This window comes from Rathayibacter sp. VKM Ac-2754, from assembly GCF_009807095.1.
Taxonomy (GTDB): domain Bacteria; phylum Actinomycetota; class Actinomycetes; order Actinomycetales; family Microbacteriaceae; genus Rathayibacter.
On sequence record NZ_WUCC01000002.1, the window covers coordinates 51318 to 70007 of the forward strand.

The window sequence follows — 18690 nt, forward strand, 5'->3', positions numbered from 1 at the left end:
CCCCGTGATGGCGGACGCCGCTGCTCCGGCGGGATTCGTCGCGCGGGTGCTGCTCGACTCCCCGCTGCCGCAGCTCGATCGGCTGCTCGACTACGCGATCCCCGAGGCGCTGCGGGCCGAGGTGCGGCCGGGCGTGCGCGTGCGCGTCCCCCTGCGGACCGGCGGCCGCATCGCCGACGCCTTCGTCGTCGAGGTGGGCGAGGGCTCCGAGCACGTGGGAGCGCTGAGCGAGCTCGAGGAGCTCGTGTCGCCGCTGCCGGTGCTCACGCCCGAGGTCTGGGCCCTGGCCCGACGGGTGGCCGACCGCGCGTCCGGCGGGGCGAGCGACGTGCTGCGGCTCGCTGTGCCCCGGAGGCACGTGCGGGTCGAGCGCGCCTTCCTCGCGGCCGAGGCCGTCGACGGCGCGGCGCCCGTCGAGGCGGGCGGCGTCTCCGGGTACCCGGCCGACGCGTTCGCCCCGCTCGCGGACGGCGGAAGGCTGGCGGTCGCCTCCGTTCCGACCCCGGTGCGCCTCGACTCCGGAGCCTGGGTCGGCGGCTGGGCGCTCACCCTCGCCGAGCTGGCCCGCGACACGCTCGCGACGGGGCGCGACGCGATCCTCGCCGTCCCCGACTACCGCGATCAGGAGCAGCTCGAACTCGCCCTCGCCGAGACCGTTCCGAGCGACGCGATGGTGCGCCTCGACGCCCGGCAGAAGGGCGCCGGGCGCTACGCCGCGTTCCTCAGCTGCCTCCGGCCCGGACCGCGGGTCGTCGTCGGCAACCGCTCCGTCCTGTACGCGCCCTCGTCCGCACTCGGCCTGATAGCGCTGTGGGACGACGGCGATCCGCTCTTCGCCGAGCCGCTCGCTCCGTACGCGCACGCCCGCGACGTGGCCCTGGTGCGCCAGGAGCAGAGCGGAGCAGGCCTGGTGCTGCTCGGCAACACCCGGACGGTCGACGTCGAGCGACTCGTCGAGATCGGCTTCGCCGCCGAGGTCGGGCCGCGCCCGTCGAGGCGACCGCACGTGGTGCCGACCGCCCAGCAGTCCGCGGCCGACGAGCACGACGCGGCGGCGCGCATCCCCTCCTCGGCCTGGCGCCAGGCGCGGGCGGGCCTCGACTCCGGTCCGGTGCTCGTCCAGGTCGCTCGGCCCGGCTACGCGCCGGTCGTCGCGTGCGCCCGCTGCCGCACGGTGGCGCGCTGCAACCGCTGCCAGGGTCCGCTCGGCGTCCACGCTGCCGGCGCCCGGCCGAGCTGCGGCTGGTGCGGGCTGATCGCAGCGGAGTGGACGTGCTCGGTCTGCGAGGCCACGACGCTCCGGCTGGTCACCCTCGGTGCCGGGCGCACCGCCGAGGAGCTCGGGCGCGCGTTCCCCGGGGCGAAGGTCGTCGTCGCCGACGGACAGCGGCCCGTTCTGACCCTCCCCGACGAGCCCGCGCTCGTCGTCGCCACCCGCGGAGCGGAGCCCCGAGCCGACGGCGGCTACCACGCCGTGCTCCTGCTCGACGGCGAGCGGATGCTCGCCCGCGAGAGCCTGCGGGTCGCCGACGACGCCCTGCGCACCTGGTCGAACGCCGCCGCGCTCGCCCGCCCCGGCGCCCCGGTGCTCCTGGTCGGCGTCGGCGGCCGTCTCGCCACCGCGCTCGCGACCTGGCGGCAGGCCGAGTACCTCCGCGGCGAGCTGGTCGAGCGCCGGGCGCTCCGCTTCCCGCCCGCGGTGCGGCTCGCGACCGTCAGCGGCGATGCGCACGCCGTCGCGGAGGCGCTCGAGACGCTCGACGAGGCGGATCGTCACGAGGTGCTCGGGCCGGTCGGCCTCGAGGACGGCTCCGTCCGGGCCATCGTGCGCTTCGACTACGCTCGCGGAGCAGAGGTGGCCGCCCGCCTGCGGGCCGCGGTCATCCGCAACGCCACCCGTCGCCGCCGCCCGCCGACCACGCCGGGCCGCTTCCGCCCGGCCCCCAAGCTCCGCGTGCGCCTCGACGATCCCGACATCCTCTGACCCCAGGAGCCCCTCGTGCGCCTCGTCTTCGCCGGCACGCCGGCCGCCGCCGTCCCGACCCTGCGCGCCCTCGACGCCTCCGAGCACGAGATCGTCGCGGTCGTGACGCGCGAGGACGCCCCGGTGGGCCGGAAGCGCGTGCTCACTCCGTCGCCGGTCGCCGCCGTCGCCGAGGAGCTCGGGCTGCCGTTGCTGCGGGCGAACCGGCTCGACGAGGCCGTCACCGACCGGATCGCGGCGCTCGAGCCCGACCTCGGCGTGATCGTCGCGTACGGCGGTCTCGTGCGGGCGCGCCTCCTGGCCGTGCCGCGACTCGGCTGGATCAACCTGCACTTCTCGCTGCTCCCGCGCTGGCGGGGTGCCGCGCCGGTGCAGCGCGCGCTGATGGCGGGGGAGTCGCCGATCGGCGCGAGCGTGTTCCAGCTGGTCGCCGAGCTCGACGCCGGCGACGTCTACGCCGAGATCTCGGAGGAGGTCGACGGCCGCTCGGCGGGCGAGCTGCTCGACGTGCTGGCCGACTCCGGCGCGGCTCTCACCGTCTCCGTCGTCGACGACCTCGCCGCGGGCCGCGCCGTCGCCGTGCCGCAGACCGGCGAGGTCACCCTCGCCCCCAAGCTCGACGTGACGGACGGGCGCTTGGACTGGAGCCGGTCGTCGTCGCAGGTCCTCGCCCTCGTCCGCGGAGTGACGCCCGAGCCCGGTGCCTCCACCTCGCTGGGCGACCTGCGGGTCAAGGTGCTCGCCCTGCGGGCGGTCGCCGAGGCGCCGCAGCTCGCCCAGGGGGAGGTGCGCCTCGACGCCGGCCGCGCGCTGGTCGGCACCGCCGACGGGGCCGTCGAGCTCGTGAGCGTCCAGCCGGCGGGCAAGAACCCGATGCCCGGCGCCGCGTGGGCGCGCGGCCTGCGCGAGAGCGCGGTGCTCGCGTGAGCGCCGTGGCACCCGCGCGCCAGGTCGCCTACGACGTCCTCCTCGCGGTGAGCGGCTCCGACGCCTACGCGAATCTCGTGCTGCCGGCGAGGATCCGCGCCGCGGGCCTCTCTCCCGCCGACGCCGGACTCGCGACCGAGCTCTGCTACGGCACACTGCGCCTCTCCGGCTACTACGACCGGGTCATCGCCCTGGCCGCGGGCCGCGCCGTCGACGCGATCGACGCGCCCGTGCTCGACGCCCTGCGGCTGGGCGTTCACCAGCTCCTGGGCACCCGCGTCGCCGCGCACGCCGCCGTCAACGAGAGCGTGGCGCTGGTCGCCGCGGGATCCTCGCGCGGCGCCGTCGCCTTCGCGAACGCGGTCCTGCGCGCGGTCTCGCGCTCGAGCGCCGAGGAGTGGGGCACCCGCGTCTCGACCGCCGCCACCTCCGGCGACGACCGCCTCGCCGCCCTGAGCTCGCACCCGGCCTGGATCGTGAAGGCCCTGCGCCGAGCCCTCGCCGCGGAGGGCGCGGCCGACGAGCTCGACGCGCTGCTCGCCTCCGACAACGCCGCCCCCCGGGTGAACCTGGTGGCGCTTCCCGGTCTCGCCGAGGCGGCCGAGCTGCCCGACGCCGAGGCCGACCGCTACTCGCCGGTGGGCCTGGTGAGCACCGGCGGCGATCCGGAGGCGTTCCCCGCCGTCCACGACGGCCGGGTCCGCGTGCAGGACGAGGGCTCGCAGCTGGCGGCCCTCGCCCTCTCCCGCGCGCGCCCGATCACCCCCGGCGAGCGCTGGCTCGACCTCTGCGCCGGCCCGGGCGGCAAGGCCGCGCTGCTCGCCGCGGAGGCGCGCGGCGGGGGAGCGACGCTCCTCGCCAACGAGGTGGTGCCGGCGCGAGCGGGTCTGGTGCGCCAGGCGCTGGCGGCCGTCGATCCGTCGGTCGAGGTGCGCGTCGGCGACGGCCGCGAGATCGGCCGCGAGCACTCGGGGGAGTTCGACCGCATCCTCCTCGACGCCCCGTGCACGGGTCTCGGCGCGCTGCGACGCCGTCCGGAGGCGCGCTGGCGCAAGTCGGCCGAGGATGTCGCGCAGCTGGCCGAGCTGCAGGGCGAGCTGCTCGACGCCGCACTCGAGGCGCTCGCACCGGGCGGACTGCTCGCCTACGTCACCTGCTCGCCGCACCTCGGCGAGACCCGTCGCGTCCTCGCGCTGGCCGAGGAGCGGCACCCGGGCGCGCTGGAGCTCGTCGACACCCCCGGGATCCTCCGGAGCGTCACCCGCGAGCCCCTCCCGCTCGGCGGGTCCGGCTCGCACGTCCAGCTCTGGCCGCACCGCCACGGCACCGACGCCATGTTCATCCAGATCCTGCGTCGCACCGACTCCTGACCCGCCCCGCGAGGGTCCCCGAGGATGAGGGAGCCGGGTCGCCCCGCCTAGGCTGGGAGTCATGCCCGCACGGATCAACCCCAGCATCCTGTCCGCCGACTTCGTCAACTTCGAGGCCGAGCTGCAGCGGATCTCGACGGCCGATCTGGTGCATGTCGACGTGATGGACAACCACTTCGTCCCGAACCTCACCTTCGGGCTGCCCATGGTGCAGCGCCTCCAGGAGGTGTCGCCGCGCCCGCTCGACGTGCACCTCATGATCGACGACCCCGACCGCTGGGCACCGGGCTACGCCGAGACGGGCGCCTACTCGGTCACCTTCCACGCCGAGGCCGCCCGCGACGCCGTCGCCCTGGCGCGCCGCCTCCGCGAGATCGGGTCGCGCGCGGGCATCGCACTGAAGCCCGGCACCCCGGTCGACGACTACCTCGACCTGCTGCCCGAGTTCGACCAGGTGCTCGTGATGACGGTCGAGCCCGGCTTCGGCGGCCAGTCGTTCATGGCCGAGACGATGCCGAAGCTGCACGCGCTCCGCGCCGCGGTCGAGCGGACCGGGCTCGACGTCTGGCTCCAGGTCGACGGAGGGATCGCCCCCGGCACGATCGAGATCGCCGCCGAGGCGGGCGCCGACACCTTCGTCGCCGGCTCCGCCGTCTTCGGCGCCGATGACCCGGAGGCCGCCATCGCCGCCCTGCGCGACACCGCGACCGCGCACCTGCACCGGCACTGACCGGCCGGACGCTCCTGCAGACCGCACGTGCTCCTGCAGACCGCGCGCACCCCGCGCCGCCCCGCCACCCGCGGCGTATAGACTTCCCGGGTGAAAACTTTCGACGACCTCTTCGCCGAGCTGGGCGAGAAGGCCGCCGCCCGTCCCGCGGGCTCGGGCACCGTCCGCGAGCTCGACGCCGGGGTGCACTTCATCGGCAAGAAGATCGTCGAGGAGGCAGCCGAGGTCTGGATGGCCGCCGAGTACGAGGGTGACGAGCGCACGGCCGAGGAGATCTCGCAGCTGCTCTACCACTTGCAGGTGCTGATGCTGGCGAAGGGCCTGTCGACCGCCGACGTCTACCGGCATCTGTGAGCACCCTCTCGGGGGTGCGTCGTCGCTCAGCGCCGACGCGCCACCACGCTCCGCGCGCCGGGAGGCCCGCGCCCACCGATCCACCGTCGAGCTCTCGAGGACTCCCCGTGACCACCACCCCTCCCGCCGCGACCGCACTCCTGCGCGTGGCCGTGCCCAACAAGGGCTCCCTCTCCGAGACCGCCGGTCAGATGCTGGCCGAGGCCGGCTACGTCGGCCGTCGCGACCCCAAGGAGCTGCACGTCGTCGACGAGCGCAACGGGGTCGAGTTCTTCTACCTCCGCCCGCGCGACATCGCGACCTACGTGGGATCCGGCGCCCTCGATGTCGGAGTGACGGGGCGCGACCTGCTCATCGACTCCGGCTCCCAGGCGCGCGAGATCGCGAGCCTGGGCTTCGCGGACTCGACGTTCCGCTTCGCCGGCCCCGCCGGTCGCTACAGCTCGCTCGAGCAGATCGACGGCCTGCGCGTCGCGACCAGCTACCCCGGACTGGTCGGCGGCTTCCTCCGCGAGCACGGCGTCGAGGTCACCCTCATCCGCCTCGACGGAGCCGTCGAGTCGGCCATCCAGCTCGGTGTCGCGGACGTGATCGCCGACGTCGTCGAGACCGGCACCACGCTCCGCAAGGCGGGCCTCGAGATCTTCGGCCCGGTGATCCTCGACTCCACCGCCGTCCTGGTCTCCGCCGCGGGCGAGCCGGCGGGCATCCCCGTGCTGCTGCGGCGCCTGCAGGGCGTGCTCGTCGCGCGCGAGTACGTGCTGCTCGATTACGACTGCCCCGCGTCGCTCCTCGAGGAGGCCACGGCCATCGCTCCGGGCTTCGAGTCGCCGACCGTCTCGCCGCTGCACGACCCCGAGTGGCTGGCCGTCCGCGTCATGGTCACCCGTGCCGACATGAACCAGGTGATGGACCGCCTCTACGATCTGGGCGCCCGCGCGATCCTCGTCACGTCGATCCACGCCGCTCGGCTCTAGGGAGGCGCCGTGAGCCTCGCCGTCCGCGTCATCCCCTGCCTCGACGTCGCCGCCGGGCGCGTGGTCAAGGGCGTCAACTTCCAGAACCTGCGCGATGCGGGAGACCCCGTCGAGCTCGCCCGCCTCTACTTCGAGCAGGGCGCCGACGAGCTGACCTTCCTCGACGTCACCGCCACGGTCGACGACCGCTCCACCACCTACGACGTCGTCCGCGCGACCGCCGAGCAGGTCTTCATCCCGCTGACGGTCGGCGGCGGTGTCCGCGGCGTCGACGACGTGTCGCGCCTGCTCGCTCACGGCGCCGACAAAGTCGGCGTCAACTCGGCCGCCATCGCCCGCCCCGAGCTGATCGGCGAGATCGCCGACGTCTTCGGGGCGCAGGTGCTGGTGCTCTCGCTCGACGTGAAGCGGAGTGACGCGGCCGCGTCGGGCTTCGTCGTCACGACCCACGGCGGTCGCCGCGAGACCGACCTCGACGCTCTCGCCTGGGCGAGCGAGGCCGTCGAGCGCGGCGCGGGCGAGCTGCTGGTCAACTCCATCGACGCCGACGGCACCAAGCAGGGCTTCGACCTCGAGCTCATCGCCGCCGTGCGCGAGCTGAGCACTGTCCCGGTGATCGCCTCCGGAGGCGCCGGCGCCGTCGACCACTTCGCCCCCGCCATCGAGGCCGGCGCCGACGCCGTGCTCGCCGCCTCCGTCTTCCACAATCGCGAGCTCACGATCGGCGACGTGAAGCGCGCCCTCGACGACTCCGGGATCGAGATCCGCCGATGACCCCCGCCGCCCTCGCCGAGGTCCTCGACCGCGCGAGCTTCGACCCGAGCGGCCTGCTGCCCGCGATCATCCAGCAGCACGACACCCGCGAGGTGCTGATGATGGGCTGGATGGACCGCGAGGCCCTCCGCCGCACCCTGACCGAGGGGCGCGTGACGTTCTGGTCGCGCTCCCGCCGGGAGTACTGGCGCAAGGGCGACACCTCCGGCCACGCCCAGTACGTGCGGGGCGCCGCGCTCGACTGCGACGCCGACACCCTCCTCGTGCAGGTCGAGCAGATCGGTGCGGCCTGCCACACGGGAGCGCACGCCTGCTTCGACGTCGACCCGCTCGATCCGGTCGCCGACCTCCGGCCGGGGGAGTGAGCGCATGACCGGTCGGCGCCTCAAGTCCTCGGTGATCCTCGGGATCGTCCTGCTGGCGGCGCTCGAGCTCACCTCCTCGACCCAGACCTGGTTCACCCTCACCCTCGCCGCGACCGTCGGCGACGGCACGCCCCTCGCCGTCGTCGGCACGGTCGCCGCCCCCGCTCTCTCGGCCCTCGCGCTGGCCGGCCTGGCACTGGCCGCCGCGCTCGCCATCGCCGGGCCCGCCTTCCGGGTGGTCCTCGGCGTGCTGCAGGTCGTCCTCGGCGGATCGGTCGTGCTGGCCGCGTCGACCGCGCTCGGCGACCCGGTGCGGGCGGGGTCGTCGCTCGTCACGAACGCGACGGCGATCGCCGGGCAGGAGTCGGTCGCCGCGCTCGTCGACTCGTCCGGCTCGACCGCCTGGCCGATCGTCGCCCTCGTGGCCGGAGTGGTGACCGCGGTCCTCGGCGTCGTGGTCATCGCGACGGTCCGCCGCTGGCCCGGCGCGAAGAAGAAGCGCGCCTCGCGATTCGAGCCGGCCGACGGCTACGGGCACGGCGCGTCGACCGTCGAGACCGAGGAGGGCAGCATCGACCCGGTCGTCTCCTGGGACGAGCTGTCGCGCGGCGACGACCCCACCTCCGCCCGCTGAGGACCCCTGCACCGGCGGGGCCGCTCAGGCACCGCACGCTAGACTGCTGGGGTCCCGATGCACGTCCAGGAGGAGACCCATGAGCACCGAGCACGACGACGACAACCACGGCCACTCGCCCGCAGCGTGGACGGCCATCGTCATCATGCTGGTCGGGTTCACGATCGGCACCGTCGCCTTCTTCTTCGATCAGGCGATCGTCGTGTGGCTCTCCGCCGGCCTCGTCGTCGTGGGCCTGCTCGTCGGCGTCGTGATGGCCCGGCTGGGCTACGGCGTCAACGGAGCCAAGGCCAACCCGAAGGCGCGCGCGTAGAGTGCTGACCGATCTGACCGCCGGCGCCCTGGCCGATGCGGCCCGCCGCCGCGAGAGCGTCCCCCTCGCCGTCGTCGAGCGCCGCGCCTCGGAGCGTCCGCCCGCCCTCGACGCGCTGGCCGCCCTCGCTCCCGCCGAGCGGGTGCGGATCATCGCCGAGGTGAAGCGCTCCAGCCCCTCGCGCGGCGCACTGGCCGAGATCCCCGATCCCGCGCACCTCGCCGCGCAGTACGAGCTCGGCGGAGCGGGCGCCATCAGCGTCCTCACCGAGGAGCGCCGGTTCAAGGGCTCGCTCGCCGACCTCGAGGCCGTGCGCGCCCGCGTGTCCGTCCCCGTCCTCCGCAAGGACTTCATCGCCGAGCCCTACCAGGTGCTCGAGGCGCGGGCCGCGGGGGCCGACCTCGTCCTCCTGATCGTGGCGGCGCTCGAGCAGAGCGTGCTGCGCGAGCTGCACGGGCTCGTGCTCGAGCTGGGCATGACGCCGCTGGTCGAGACGCACTCGGGCGAGGAGCTCGCCCGGGCGGCCGATCTCGGCGCCCGCCTCATCGGCGTGAACGCCCGCGATCTCTCGACGTTCGAGCTCGACCGCGACCTCTTCGGCCGACTCGCCGACCGCTTCCCCGCCGACGCCGTGAAGGTGGCCGAGTCGGCCGTCCTCTCGGCCGACGACGTCGCCCACTACCGCCGCTCCGGCGCCGACGTCGTCCTCGTCGGCGAGGCCCTCGTCACCGGCGGCGACCCCGTCTCGACCCTCGACTCCTTCCTGCGCGCGGGCGACCTCCCCGGCGTGCAGGCACCCAACTGATAGGCGGCACTGCCATGGCACTCCGGGATGAACTCGGTCCCTACTTCGGCGACTTCGGCGGACGCTACGTCCCCGAGTCCCTCGTGGAGGCCCTCGACGAACTGAGCGCCGAGTACGACCGCACCAAGGTCGACCCCGCGTTCCAGGCGGAGCTCATGGAGCTGCACCGCAGCTACACGGGCCGCCCCTCGATCATCACCGAGGTGCCGCGCTTCGCCGAGCACGCCGGCGGCGCGCGGATCATCCTCAAGCGCGAGGACCTCAACCACACCGGCTCGCACAAGATCAACAACGTGCTCGGCCAGGCGCTGCTGACCAAGCGCATCGGCAAGACCCGGGTGATCGCCGAGACCGGCGCTGGTCAGCACGGTGTCGCGGCCGCCACCGCCGCGGCCCTCTTCGGGCTCGAGTGCGTCGTCTACATGGGCGAGGTCGACACCGAGCGCCAGGCGCTCAACGTCGCGCGGATGCGCCTGCTCGGCGCCGAGGTCGTCTCGGTGACGACCGGCTCGCGGACGCTCAAGGACGCGATCAACGACGCGATGCGCGACTGGGTCACCAACGTCGAGACGACCAACTACATCTTCGGCACCGTCGCGGGCCCGCACCCGTTCCCCGCCCTCGTGCGCGACTTCCAGAAGATCATCGGCGAGGAGGCGCGCGAGCAGGTCCTCGAGCTCACCGGCTCGCTGCCCACCGCGGTCACCGCCTGCGTCGGCGGCGGCTCGAACGCGATGGGCATCTTCCACGCCTTCCTCGACGACCCCGAGGTGCGCCTCGTCGGCTTCGAGGCCGGCGGCGACGGAGTCGACACCCCGCGTCACGCGGCGACCATCAGCAAGGGCCGCCCCGGCGTACTGCACGGCGCCCGCACCTTCCTCCTGCAGGACGAGGACGGCCAGACCACCGAGTCGCACTCGATCTCGGCGGGTCTCGACTACCCGGGCGTCGGCCCCGAGCACTCCTGGCTCGCGAGCATCGGCCGCGCCGACTACCGCGCCGTCACCGACGCCGCCGCGATGGACGCCCTGATGCTGCTCAGCCGCACCGAGGGGATCATCCCCGCCATCGAGTCCGCGCACGCCCTCGCCGGCACGCTCGAGCTCGGTCGCGAGCTCGGCCCCGAGGCGACCATCCTGGTCAACCTGAGCGGTCGCGGCGACAAGGACATGACCACCGCCGCGCACTACTTCGGTCTGATGGACCAGGGCGCGGTGCAGTCGTGAGCGGCATCGGACCGAGCGTCGCCGAGACCGTCCGCCGGCGGAACGTCGAGGCGGCGGGCGCCCTGATCGGCTACCTGCCCGTCGGCTTCCCCGATCTGGCGACGAGCATCGACGCGGCGGTCGCCCTGGCCGAGAACGGCGTCGACGCGATCGAGCTCGGCCTGCCCTACTCCGACCCCGTGATGGACGGCCCGGTCATCCAGGAGGCGACCCAGGCCGCGATCGCCGGAGGGTTCCGCCTGCGACACGGGTTCGAGGCCGTCCGCGAGATCCGTGCCCGCGTCGACGTGCCCGTCCTCGTGATGACCTACTACAACCCGGTGCTGCAGTACGGCGTCGAGCGGTTCGCGACCGACCTCGCGGAGGCCGGCGGCTCGGGGCTCATCACCCCCGACCTCATCCCCGACGAGGGTGCGGAGTGGATCGCCGTCTCCGAGCGCCTCGGACTCGACCGCGTGTTCCTCGCCGCCCCCTCCTCGACCGACGAGCGCCTGCGCCAGGCCGTCGGCCAGAGCCGCGGATTCGTCTACGCCGTCTCGACGATGGGCATCACCGGCGCCCGCGCCGATGTCGACCGCGCCGCCCGGACCCTCGTCGACCGGCTGCGCGCGGCCGGCTCCGAGAGCGCCTGCGTCGGAGTCGGCGTCTCGACCGGCGCGCAGGTCGCCGAGATCCTCGCCTACGCCGACGGCGCCATCGTCGGCTCGGCGCTCGTCCGCGCGCTCGCCTCCGGGGGAGTGGACGCGGTCGCCGAGACCGCGCGGGGCCTCGCCGAGGGCACGCGCGCCGCATCCGCTCGCTGACGAGCTCCCACTACACTCGGGATGCCCACCGGGCGCGCTGTCGTCGCGCCCGCGGGCATCCCTCCTTCGAAAGGTCGACCTGACGGTGTCCCTCCCGCTGAGCATCCCGAGCCCGCCCGAGGCGTGGAGACAGTACGACTTCTCCATCGGGACCTTCACGTTCTCGATCCACGCCTACGCGCTGTGCATTCTCCTCGGCATCGTCGCCGCCACGATCATGACGAACCGGCGCCTGGTGCGCCGCGGCGCCGAGCCGTGGGTCGTGCTCGACATCATCATCTGGGCGGTCCCGCTCGGCATCGTCGGAGCGCGGGTCTTCCACGTGCTCACCCACCCCGGCGACTACTTCTACGCGGGCGCCGACCCGTGGGAGGTCATCCGGATCTGGAACGGCGGCAACGCGATCTTCGGCGGCCTGATCGGCGGTGCCGTCGGCGCCTGGATCGGCTGCCGGTGGACGGGAGTCCGGTTCTGGACCTTCGCCGACGCCCTCGCGCCCGGCATGCTCGCGGCGCAGGCGCTCGGCCGCATCGGGAACTGGTTCAACGCCGAGCTGTTCGGCCTCCCGACGACGCTTCCCTGGGGTCTCGAGATCTCGTCCGACAACCCGGCGTTCCCGAAGGGCCTCCCCGAGGGGACGCTCTTCCACCCCACGTTCCTCTACGAGATCGTGTGGAACGTCGTCGGCATCGCCGTCATCCTGCTGCTCGAGCGCAAGTTCAGGCTGCAGTGGGGCACCGTGTTCGGCACCTACCTGATCTGGTACGGGGTCGGCCGCATCTGGTTCGAGTCGATCCGCATCGACCCCAGCGAGGTCTTCTGGGGCATCCGGACCAACGTCTGGGCCGCGCTGATCGCCGTGGTGATCGGGCTCGTCCTGATCGAGATCCAGCGCCGCGAGCACCCAGGAGGCGAGCCCTCCGCCTACCGCCCCGGCCGCGAGTGGACGCCCGCCCCGGCTGCGGTAGAATTCGAGGACGTCGACTCCGACCCGACGCACGCCACCACTGCCGACTCCGGCGACGACGCCGAGACGACGACGGTCTCCCGCACCTGAGGGAGGCCACGGGTCCGCCCGTGACCGCCCCGAGGTTGCCCGACGATCGCTCGATCATCACGCGGGGCCGACGCCACAAGCGCTGCCACCCGGACGTGATCGATCGGGCGCCCGATCACCCCGCACGCGCCCACGGCGCTCGATCCCTCGGCACTCGCTCCCACTGAGCTCGACCCACCCGACGTGACAGCCACCTCCGTCACTTCGCAGACACGGCCCTCCCGATCGGGGAGCCGCACCTCCCTCACCACCGCGGGCCAGCGACGTCCCGATCCGCCACAACTCTCGTGAAGACGGTTCCCATGGCACCTGCCCAGCACTCGCCCCGCGTCTCCTCCCTGCCGTTCCTCGGCGCCCCGGCGGCCCAGGGGATGTACGACCCGTCGGCCGAGAAGGACGCCTGCGGCCTCGCGATGGTCGCCACCATGCGCGGCACCGCCGGCCACGACATCATCGACCTCGCCCTCGAGGCGCTGCGGCACCTCGAGCACCGCGGCGCCGTCGGCTCCGACGCCGGCACCGGCGACGGCGCGGGCATCGTCACCCAGATCCCCGACGAGTTCCTGCGCGCCGTGGCGCCGTTCGAGCTCCCCGCCCTCGGGCAGTACGCCGTCGGCAACGCGTTCCTGCCGGTCGACGTCTTCGAGCGCGAGCGCGTCAAGTCGACGATCGCCGAGATCGCCCGGGAGGAGAACCTCTCGGTGCTCGGCTGGCGCTCCGTCCCGGTCCAGCCGGACGAGATCGGCACCCTGGCCCGCGCCGCGATGCCCGCGATCGAGCAGCTCTACGTCACGAGCGACCTCACCGACGACACCGGGGTCCCGCTCGCCTCGGTGCGCCTGGACCGGTTGACCTTCCGCCTCCGCAAGCGCGTCGAGCGCGAGCTCGAGGTCTACTTCATGTCGCTCTCGAGCCGCACGATGGTCTACAAGGGCATGGTGACGACGCTCCAGCTGGAGCCGTTCTACCCCGACCTCTCGGACGAGCGCTTCGCCTCGAAGCTCGCCCTCGTGCACTCGCGCTACTCGACCAACACCTTCCCGTCGTGGCCGCTCGCGCAGCCGTTCCGGATGATCGCGCACAACGGCGAGATCAACACGGTGCAGGGCAACCGCAACTGGATGCGCGCGCGCCAGTCGCAGTTGAAGAGCGCCGCCCTCGGCGACCTCTCGCCGCTGTTCCCGATCGTCTCGCCCGGGCGCAGCGACTCCGCCTCGTTCGACGAGACCGTCGAGCTGCTGAACCTCGCCGGTCGCTCGCTGCCGCACGCGATCATGATGATGGTGCCGGAGGCGTGGGAGAACCAGGCCGCCGCCATCGACCAGAAGCGCCGCGCGTTCTACGAGTACCACTCGATGCTCATGGAGCCGTGGGACGGCCCGGCCGCGATCGTCTTCACCGACGGCGAGCTCGTCGGCGCGACCCTCGACCGCAACGGCCTGCGCCCCGGGCGCTACGTCGTCACCGACGACGGCCTCGTCGTGCTCGCCAGCGAGATCGGCGTGCTCGACATCGACCCCGCGAAGATCGTCCGGAAGGGCCGCCTCCAGCCGGGGCGCATGTTCCTGGTCGACACCGAGCAGGGCCGCCTCGTCGAGGACGAGGAGATCAAGGCGCAGCTCGCCGACTCCGCTCCGTTCGAGGAGTGGCTCGACAAGGGCCGCATCAACCTCAAGGACCTGCCCGAGCGCGAGCACATCGTGCACACTCCGGCGTCCGTCAACCGCCGCCAGCGCACCTTCGGCTACACCGAGGAGGAGGTCCGCCTCCTCCTGCTGCCGATGGCGAAGGCCGGGGCCGAGCCGCTCGGCGCCATGGGCTCCGACACTCCCGTCGCGGTGCTGTCGAAGCGGCCGCGCCTCCTGTTCGACTACTTCACGCAGGCGTTCGCGCAGGTCACCAACCCGCCGCTCGACTCGATCCGCGAGGAGGTCGTCACCTCGCTGCGCCTCGGTCTCGGCCCGGAGCGCAACCTGCTCTCCTCCGGGGCGGAGCACGCCCGCCAGGTCGTCCTCGACTTCCCGGTGATCGACAACGACGAGCTCGCCAAGATCCAGCACATCGCGCCTCGCCCGCTCAGTCACATCACCACGACGATCCGCGGGCTCTACCGCGTCGACGCGGGCCCCCGCGCCATGCAGGACCGCATCGACGAGATGTGCAGCGAGGCCGACGAGGCCATCGCGGCCGGCGCGCAGTTCCTCGTGCTGTCCGACCGCGACTCCACGAAGGACCTGGCGCCGATCCCGTCGCTGCTCATGCTCGCGGCCGTGCACCACCACCTGATCCGCACCGAGAACCGGATGCGCGTCGGGCTGGTCGTCGAGGCCGGCGACGTCCGCGAGGTGCACCACGTCGCCACGCTGATCGGCTACGGCGCCTCCGCGGTCAACCCGTACCTCGCGATGGAGACGTGCGAGGACCTGGTGCGCAGCGGCATGCTCTCGGACATCTCGCCCGAGAAGGCCGTCAAGAACGTGATCAAGGCGCTCGGCAAGGGCGTGCTCAAGATCATGTCGAAGATGGGCATCTCGACGGTGTCGAGCTACGCGGGCGCGCAGACCTTCGAGGCCGTCGGGCTCAGCCAGCAGTTCGTCGACCAGTACTTCACCGGCACCGTCTCGAAGCTCGGCGGCATCGGGATCGACGTGGTCGCCGAGGAGAACGCCGCGCGCCACCGCGCCGCCTACCCGGAGGACGGCGCGATCATCGCGCACGAGCGCCTCGCGGTCGGCGGCGAGTACCAGTGGCGCCGCGACGGAGCCCCGCACCTGTTCAACCCGGACACGGTGTTCCGCCTGCAGCACTCCACCCGCAACCGCCGCTACGACGTGTTCCGCGAGTACACCAAGATGGTCGACGACCAGTCGACCTCGCTGATGACCCTCCGCGGCATGTTCGCGCTCGACACCGCGGGCCGCACGCCCGTCCCGATCGACGAGGTCGAGCCGGTCGAGTCGATCGTCAAGCGCTTCTCGACGGGAGCGATGAGCTACGGCTCGATCTCCCCGGAGGCGCACGAGACGCTGGCCATCGCGATGAACCGCCTCGGCGGCAAGTCGAACACCGGTGAGGGCGGCGAGGACACCGAGCGCCTGCTCGACCCCGAGCGCCGCTCCGCGATCAAGCAGGTCGCCTCCGGGCGCTTCGGCGTCACGAGCATGTACCTGACGCACGCCGACGACATCCAGATCAAGCTCGCCCAGGGCGCCAAGCCCGGCGAGGGCGGTCAGCTGCCGCCGACGAAGGTCTACCCGTGGATCGCGCGCACCCGCCACGCGACAGCGGGCGTCGGGCTCATCTCGCCGCCTCCGCACCACGACATCTACTCGATCGAAGACCTGAAGCAGCTGATCTTCGACCTGAAGCGGGCGAACCCGTCGGCGCGCATCCACGCCAAGCTGGTCAGCCAGTCGGGCATCGGAGCGGTCGCCGCCGGCACCGCGAAGGCCCTCGCCGACGTCATCCTGGTCTCCGGCCACGACGGCGGCACCGGCGCGAGCCCCGTGAACTCGCTCAAGCACGCCGGCACCCCCTGGGAGCTGGGCCTCGCCGAGACGCAGCAGACGCTGATGCTCAACGGCATGCGCGACCGCGTCGTGGTGCAGGTGGACGGTCAGATGAAGACCGGCCGCGACGTCGTGATCGGGGCGCTCCTGGGCGCCGAGGAGTTCGGCTTCGCGACGGCTCCGCTGATCGTCGAGGGCTGCATCATGATGCGCGTCTGCCACCTCGACACCTGCCCGGTGGGCGTCGCGACCCAGAACCCGGAGCTGCGCAAGCGCTTCTCGGGCAAGCCCGAGTTCGTCGTCAACTTCTTCGAGTTCATCGCGCAGGAGGTGCGCGAGTACCTCGCCCAGCTCGGCTTCCGCAGCATCGACGAGATCGTCGGCCACCGCGAGCTGCTCGACGTCAACCAGGCGATCGAGCACTGGAAGGCGAGCGGTCTCGACCTCACGCCGATCCTCGTGGGCCCCGTCTTCTCGGCGGAGGAGCCGCGCCGGCACGGCCGCGCCCAGCAGCACGAGCTCGAGCACCACTTCGACAACGAGCTGATCCGGCTCTCGGCGAACGTGCTCGACCACCGCGGCACGGTCGTGATCGAGCGCGAGATCAAGAACACCGAGCGGGCGGTCGGCACGATGCTCGGTCACGAGGTGACCGTCCGCTACGGCGAGAACGGCCTGCCCGCCGACTCGATCACGGTGCTCCTCACGGGGTCCGCCGGTCAGTCGCTCGGCGCCTTCCTCCCCGCGGGGATCACGCTGCGCCTCGAGGGCGACTCGAACGACTACGTCGGCAAGGGGCTCTCGGGCGGACAGATCGTGGTGCGCCCCGACCGGCGCAGCACCTTCGACGCCTCGACCAACGTGATCGCGGGCAACGTCATCGGCTACGGGGCGACCCAGGGCACGATGTTCATCCGCGGCATGGTCGGCGAGCGCTTCCTGGTCCGCAACTCCGGAGCGACCGCGGTCGTCGAAGGGGTGGGCGACCACGCGCTCGAGTACATGACCGGCGGTCTCGCGGTGATCCTCGGGGCGACCGGGCGCAACCTCGGCGCGGGCATGTCCGGCGGCACGGCGTACATCCACGACCTGCAGCGCGAGCTCGTGAATCGCGACGCTCTCGCCTCGGGCGAGCTGACGCTGTCCGAGCTCGGCAGCGCCGACGTCGAGATCCTCCGTGATCTCCTCGAGCGGCACGTGGCCGAGACCGAGTCGACCCTGGCCCAGGGGATGCTCGACGATTTCGACGGAACCGTCTCGCGTTTCGTCAAAGTACTGCCCCGCGACTTCGCCGCCGTGCTCGCCACGCGCGCATCGGCGGTCGAGGAGGGGCTCGACCCCGATGGCGACATCGTCTGGGGACGGATTCTGGAGGTGACCGGTGGCTGATCCCAAGGGGTTCCTGAAGGTGCAGGACCGGGAGCTGCCCAAGCGGCGCCCCGTGTCCGTCCGCCTGATGGACTGGAAGGAGGTCTACGAGCAGGGCGACTCCGCCGTCCTGCGTCGGCAGGCCGGCCGCTGCATGGACTGCGGCATCCCGTTCTGCCACAAGGGCTGCCCGCTCGGGAACCTGATCCCCGAGTGGAACGACCTGATGTGGCGCGGCGAGGGCCGCCAGGCCATCGAGCGCCTGCACGCGACGAACAACTTCCCGGAGTTCACGGGTCGGCTGTGCCCCGCGCCGTGCGAGTCGTCGTGCGTGCTGGGCATCAACCAGCCCGCGGTCACGATCAAGCAGATCGAGGTCTCGATCATCGATCAGGCCTTCGGCAACGACTGGGTGCAGCCGCACCCGCCCGAGCGCCTGACCGGCAAGACGGTCGCCGTCGTCGGCTCGGGGCCGGCGGGTCTCGCCGCCGCGCAGCAGCTCACCCGCGCCGGGCACACCGTCGCGGTCTACGAGCGCGACGACCGCATCGGCGGACTCCTGCGCTACGGGATCCCCGACTTCAAGATGGAGAAGAAGCACCTCGAGCTGCGTCTGAACCAGATGAAGGCCGAGGGCACGCGGTTCCGCGCCGGAGTCGACATCGGCTCCGACATCACGTGGGACGACCTGCGTGCGCGCTACGACGCCGTCGTGGTCGCGACCGGCGCCCTCGTGCCGCGGGATCTGCCGATCCCCGGTCGCGACCTCTCCGGCGTCCACTTCGCCATGGAGTACCTGGTGCAGTCGAATCACGCCATCGCCGGCGACCGCGTCTTCGAGCAGATCTCGGCCGAGGGCAAGCATGTCGTCGTCCTCGGCGGAGGCGACACCGGCGCGGACTGCATCGGCACCGCGCACCGCCAGAAGGCCGCCTCGGTCACCAACCTGGCGATCGGCAAGCAGCCGCCGTCGGAGCGTCCCGAGGGCCAGCCCTGGCCGATGGACCCGACGGTGTTCGAGGTCTCGAGCGCCCACGAGGAGGGCGGGGAGCGGATGTTCCTCGCCTCGACCGTGGAGTTCCTCTCCAACGAGGTCGGCGAGGTCCGCGCGGTGCGCGTGGCCGAGACCGAGTACCTCGACGGGCGCCGCGTCCCCAAGGCCGGCACCGAGCGCGAGATCCCGGCCGATCTGGTCCTGCTCGCCCTGGGCTTCACCGGCCCCGAGTCGCACCATCTCGCGGGCCAGCTCGCCGTGCCCTTCACCGAGCGCGGCAACGTCGACCGCGGAGCGAACTTCGAGACCAGCGTCCCCGGCGTGTTCGTCGCCGGAGACGCGGGTCGCGGACAGTCCCTGATCGTCTGGGCGATCGCCGAGGGCCGCTCCGTCGCTGCCGAGGTCGACCGCTACCTCGAGGGCAGCACCCAGCTCCCCGCACCCGTCGGGCCCAACGACCGCGGCTTCACGCTGTAGTCGCAGGGACGCGATAGTCTCTG

Annotated in this window: 16 protein-coding genes; all 16 read left to right on the plus strand. The window is 72.8% G+C overall.

The features are described from left to right. The first annotated feature begins 7 nt into the window (after positions 1-7). The 16 genes from GRS92_RS03595 (at position 8) to GRS92_RS03670 (ending at position 18667) form a co-directional block, all read left to right on the plus strand. Positions 8-1984 carry a primosomal protein N' gene (locus GRS92_RS03595; protein ID WP_159853419.1) on the plus strand — a complete coding sequence of 659 codons (1977 nt, stop codon included), beginning with the start codon at positions 8-10 and terminating at the stop codon, positions 1982-1984. A 15-nt stretch (positions 1985-1999) separates the two neighbouring features. Then, positions 2000-2911: a methionyl-tRNA formyltransferase gene (locus GRS92_RS03600; protein WP_235021806.1), complete on the plus strand. Its 912-nt coding sequence runs from the start codon at positions 2000-2002 to the stop codon at positions 2909-2911. Further along, entirely contained in the window at positions 2908-4281 is a 1374-nt protein-coding gene (locus GRS92_RS03605; protein WP_236553618.1) for an RsmB/NOP family class I SAM-dependent RNA methyltransferase, read from the plus strand. Before GRS92_RS03600 ends, GRS92_RS03605 begins: the two co-directional genes overlap by 4 nt. Positions 4282-4342: 61 nt before the next feature. Next, positions 4343-5011 (plus strand): ribulose-phosphate 3-epimerase, encoded by a 669-nt coding sequence (gene rpe, locus GRS92_RS03610; RefSeq protein ID WP_159853421.1) that lies wholly within the window; start codon positions 4343-4345, stop codon positions 5009-5011. Positions 5012-5101: 90 nt separating this feature from the next. Beyond that, the gene (locus tag GRS92_RS03615; protein ID WP_159853423.1) at positions 5102-5365 is read left to right on the plus strand and encodes a phosphoribosyl-ATP diphosphatase; all 264 of its coding nucleotides are present in this window, start codon (positions 5102-5104) and stop codon (positions 5363-5365) included. 107 nt (positions 5366-5472) lie between these two features. After that, positions 5473-6342 carry an ATP phosphoribosyltransferase gene (hisG, locus tag GRS92_RS03620; protein WP_204162075.1) on the plus strand — a complete coding sequence of 290 codons (870 nt, stop codon included), beginning with the start codon at positions 5473-5475 and terminating at the stop codon, positions 6340-6342. Between the two features lie 9 nt (positions 6343-6351). Beyond that, positions 6352-7116 carry an imidazole glycerol phosphate synthase subunit HisF gene (hisF, locus tag GRS92_RS03625; protein ID WP_159853425.1) on the plus strand — a complete coding sequence of 255 codons (765 nt, stop codon included), beginning with the start codon at positions 6352-6354 and terminating at the stop codon, positions 7114-7116. Then, complete coding sequence (gene hisI / locus GRS92_RS03630; RefSeq protein ID WP_159853427.1) at positions 7113-7481, plus strand: phosphoribosyl-AMP cyclohydrolase; 369 nt, start codon at positions 7113-7115, stop codon at positions 7479-7481. Before hisF ends, hisI begins: the two co-directional genes overlap by 4 nt. A 4-nt stretch (positions 7482-7485) precedes the next feature. Then, positions 7486-8115 carry a Trp biosynthesis-associated membrane protein gene (locus GRS92_RS03635; protein ID WP_159853429.1) on the plus strand — a complete coding sequence of 210 codons (630 nt, stop codon included), beginning with the start codon at positions 7486-7488 and terminating at the stop codon, positions 8113-8115. Between the two features lie 79 nt (positions 8116-8194). After that, positions 8195-8428, plus strand: coding sequence for a DUF6704 family protein (locus tag GRS92_RS03640; protein ID WP_159853431.1), 234 nt, complete (start codon positions 8195-8197; stop codon positions 8426-8428). Between the two features lies 1 nt (position 8429). Continuing rightward, on the plus strand, positions 8430-9233 hold the full coding sequence (trpC, locus tag GRS92_RS03645) for an indole-3-glycerol phosphate synthase TrpC (RefSeq protein ID WP_159853433.1): 804 nt from the start codon (positions 8430-8432) through the stop codon (positions 9231-9233). A 14-nt stretch (positions 9234-9247) separates the two neighbouring features. Then, positions 9248-10459 (plus strand): tryptophan synthase subunit beta, encoded by a 1212-nt coding sequence (gene trpB, locus GRS92_RS03650; RefSeq protein WP_159853435.1) that lies wholly within the window; start codon positions 9248-9250, stop codon positions 10457-10459. Next, entirely contained in the window at positions 10456-11262 is an 807-nt protein-coding gene (gene trpA / locus GRS92_RS03655) for a tryptophan synthase subunit alpha (RefSeq protein ID WP_159853437.1), read from the plus strand. The genes trpB and trpA overlap by 4 nt, the downstream gene beginning before the upstream one ends. Before the next feature lie 85 nt (positions 11263-11347). Continuing rightward, positions 11348-12319 (plus strand): prolipoprotein diacylglyceryl transferase, encoded by a 972-nt coding sequence (lgt, locus tag GRS92_RS03660; RefSeq protein WP_235021808.1) that lies wholly within the window; start codon positions 11348-11350, stop codon positions 12317-12319. A 302-nt stretch (positions 12320-12621) separates the two neighbouring features. Next, a complete protein-coding gene (gene gltB / locus GRS92_RS03665) occupies positions 12622-17217 on the plus strand; it encodes a glutamate synthase large subunit (RefSeq protein ID WP_159853439.1) in 4596 nt (1531 codons plus the stop codon). Continuing rightward, on the plus strand, positions 17210-18667 hold the full coding sequence (locus GRS92_RS03670; RefSeq protein WP_159853441.1) for a glutamate synthase subunit beta: 1458 nt from the start codon (positions 17210-17212) through the stop codon (positions 18665-18667). Before gltB ends, GRS92_RS03670 begins: the two co-directional genes overlap by 8 nt. Positions 18668-18690: the final 23 nt, after the last annotated feature.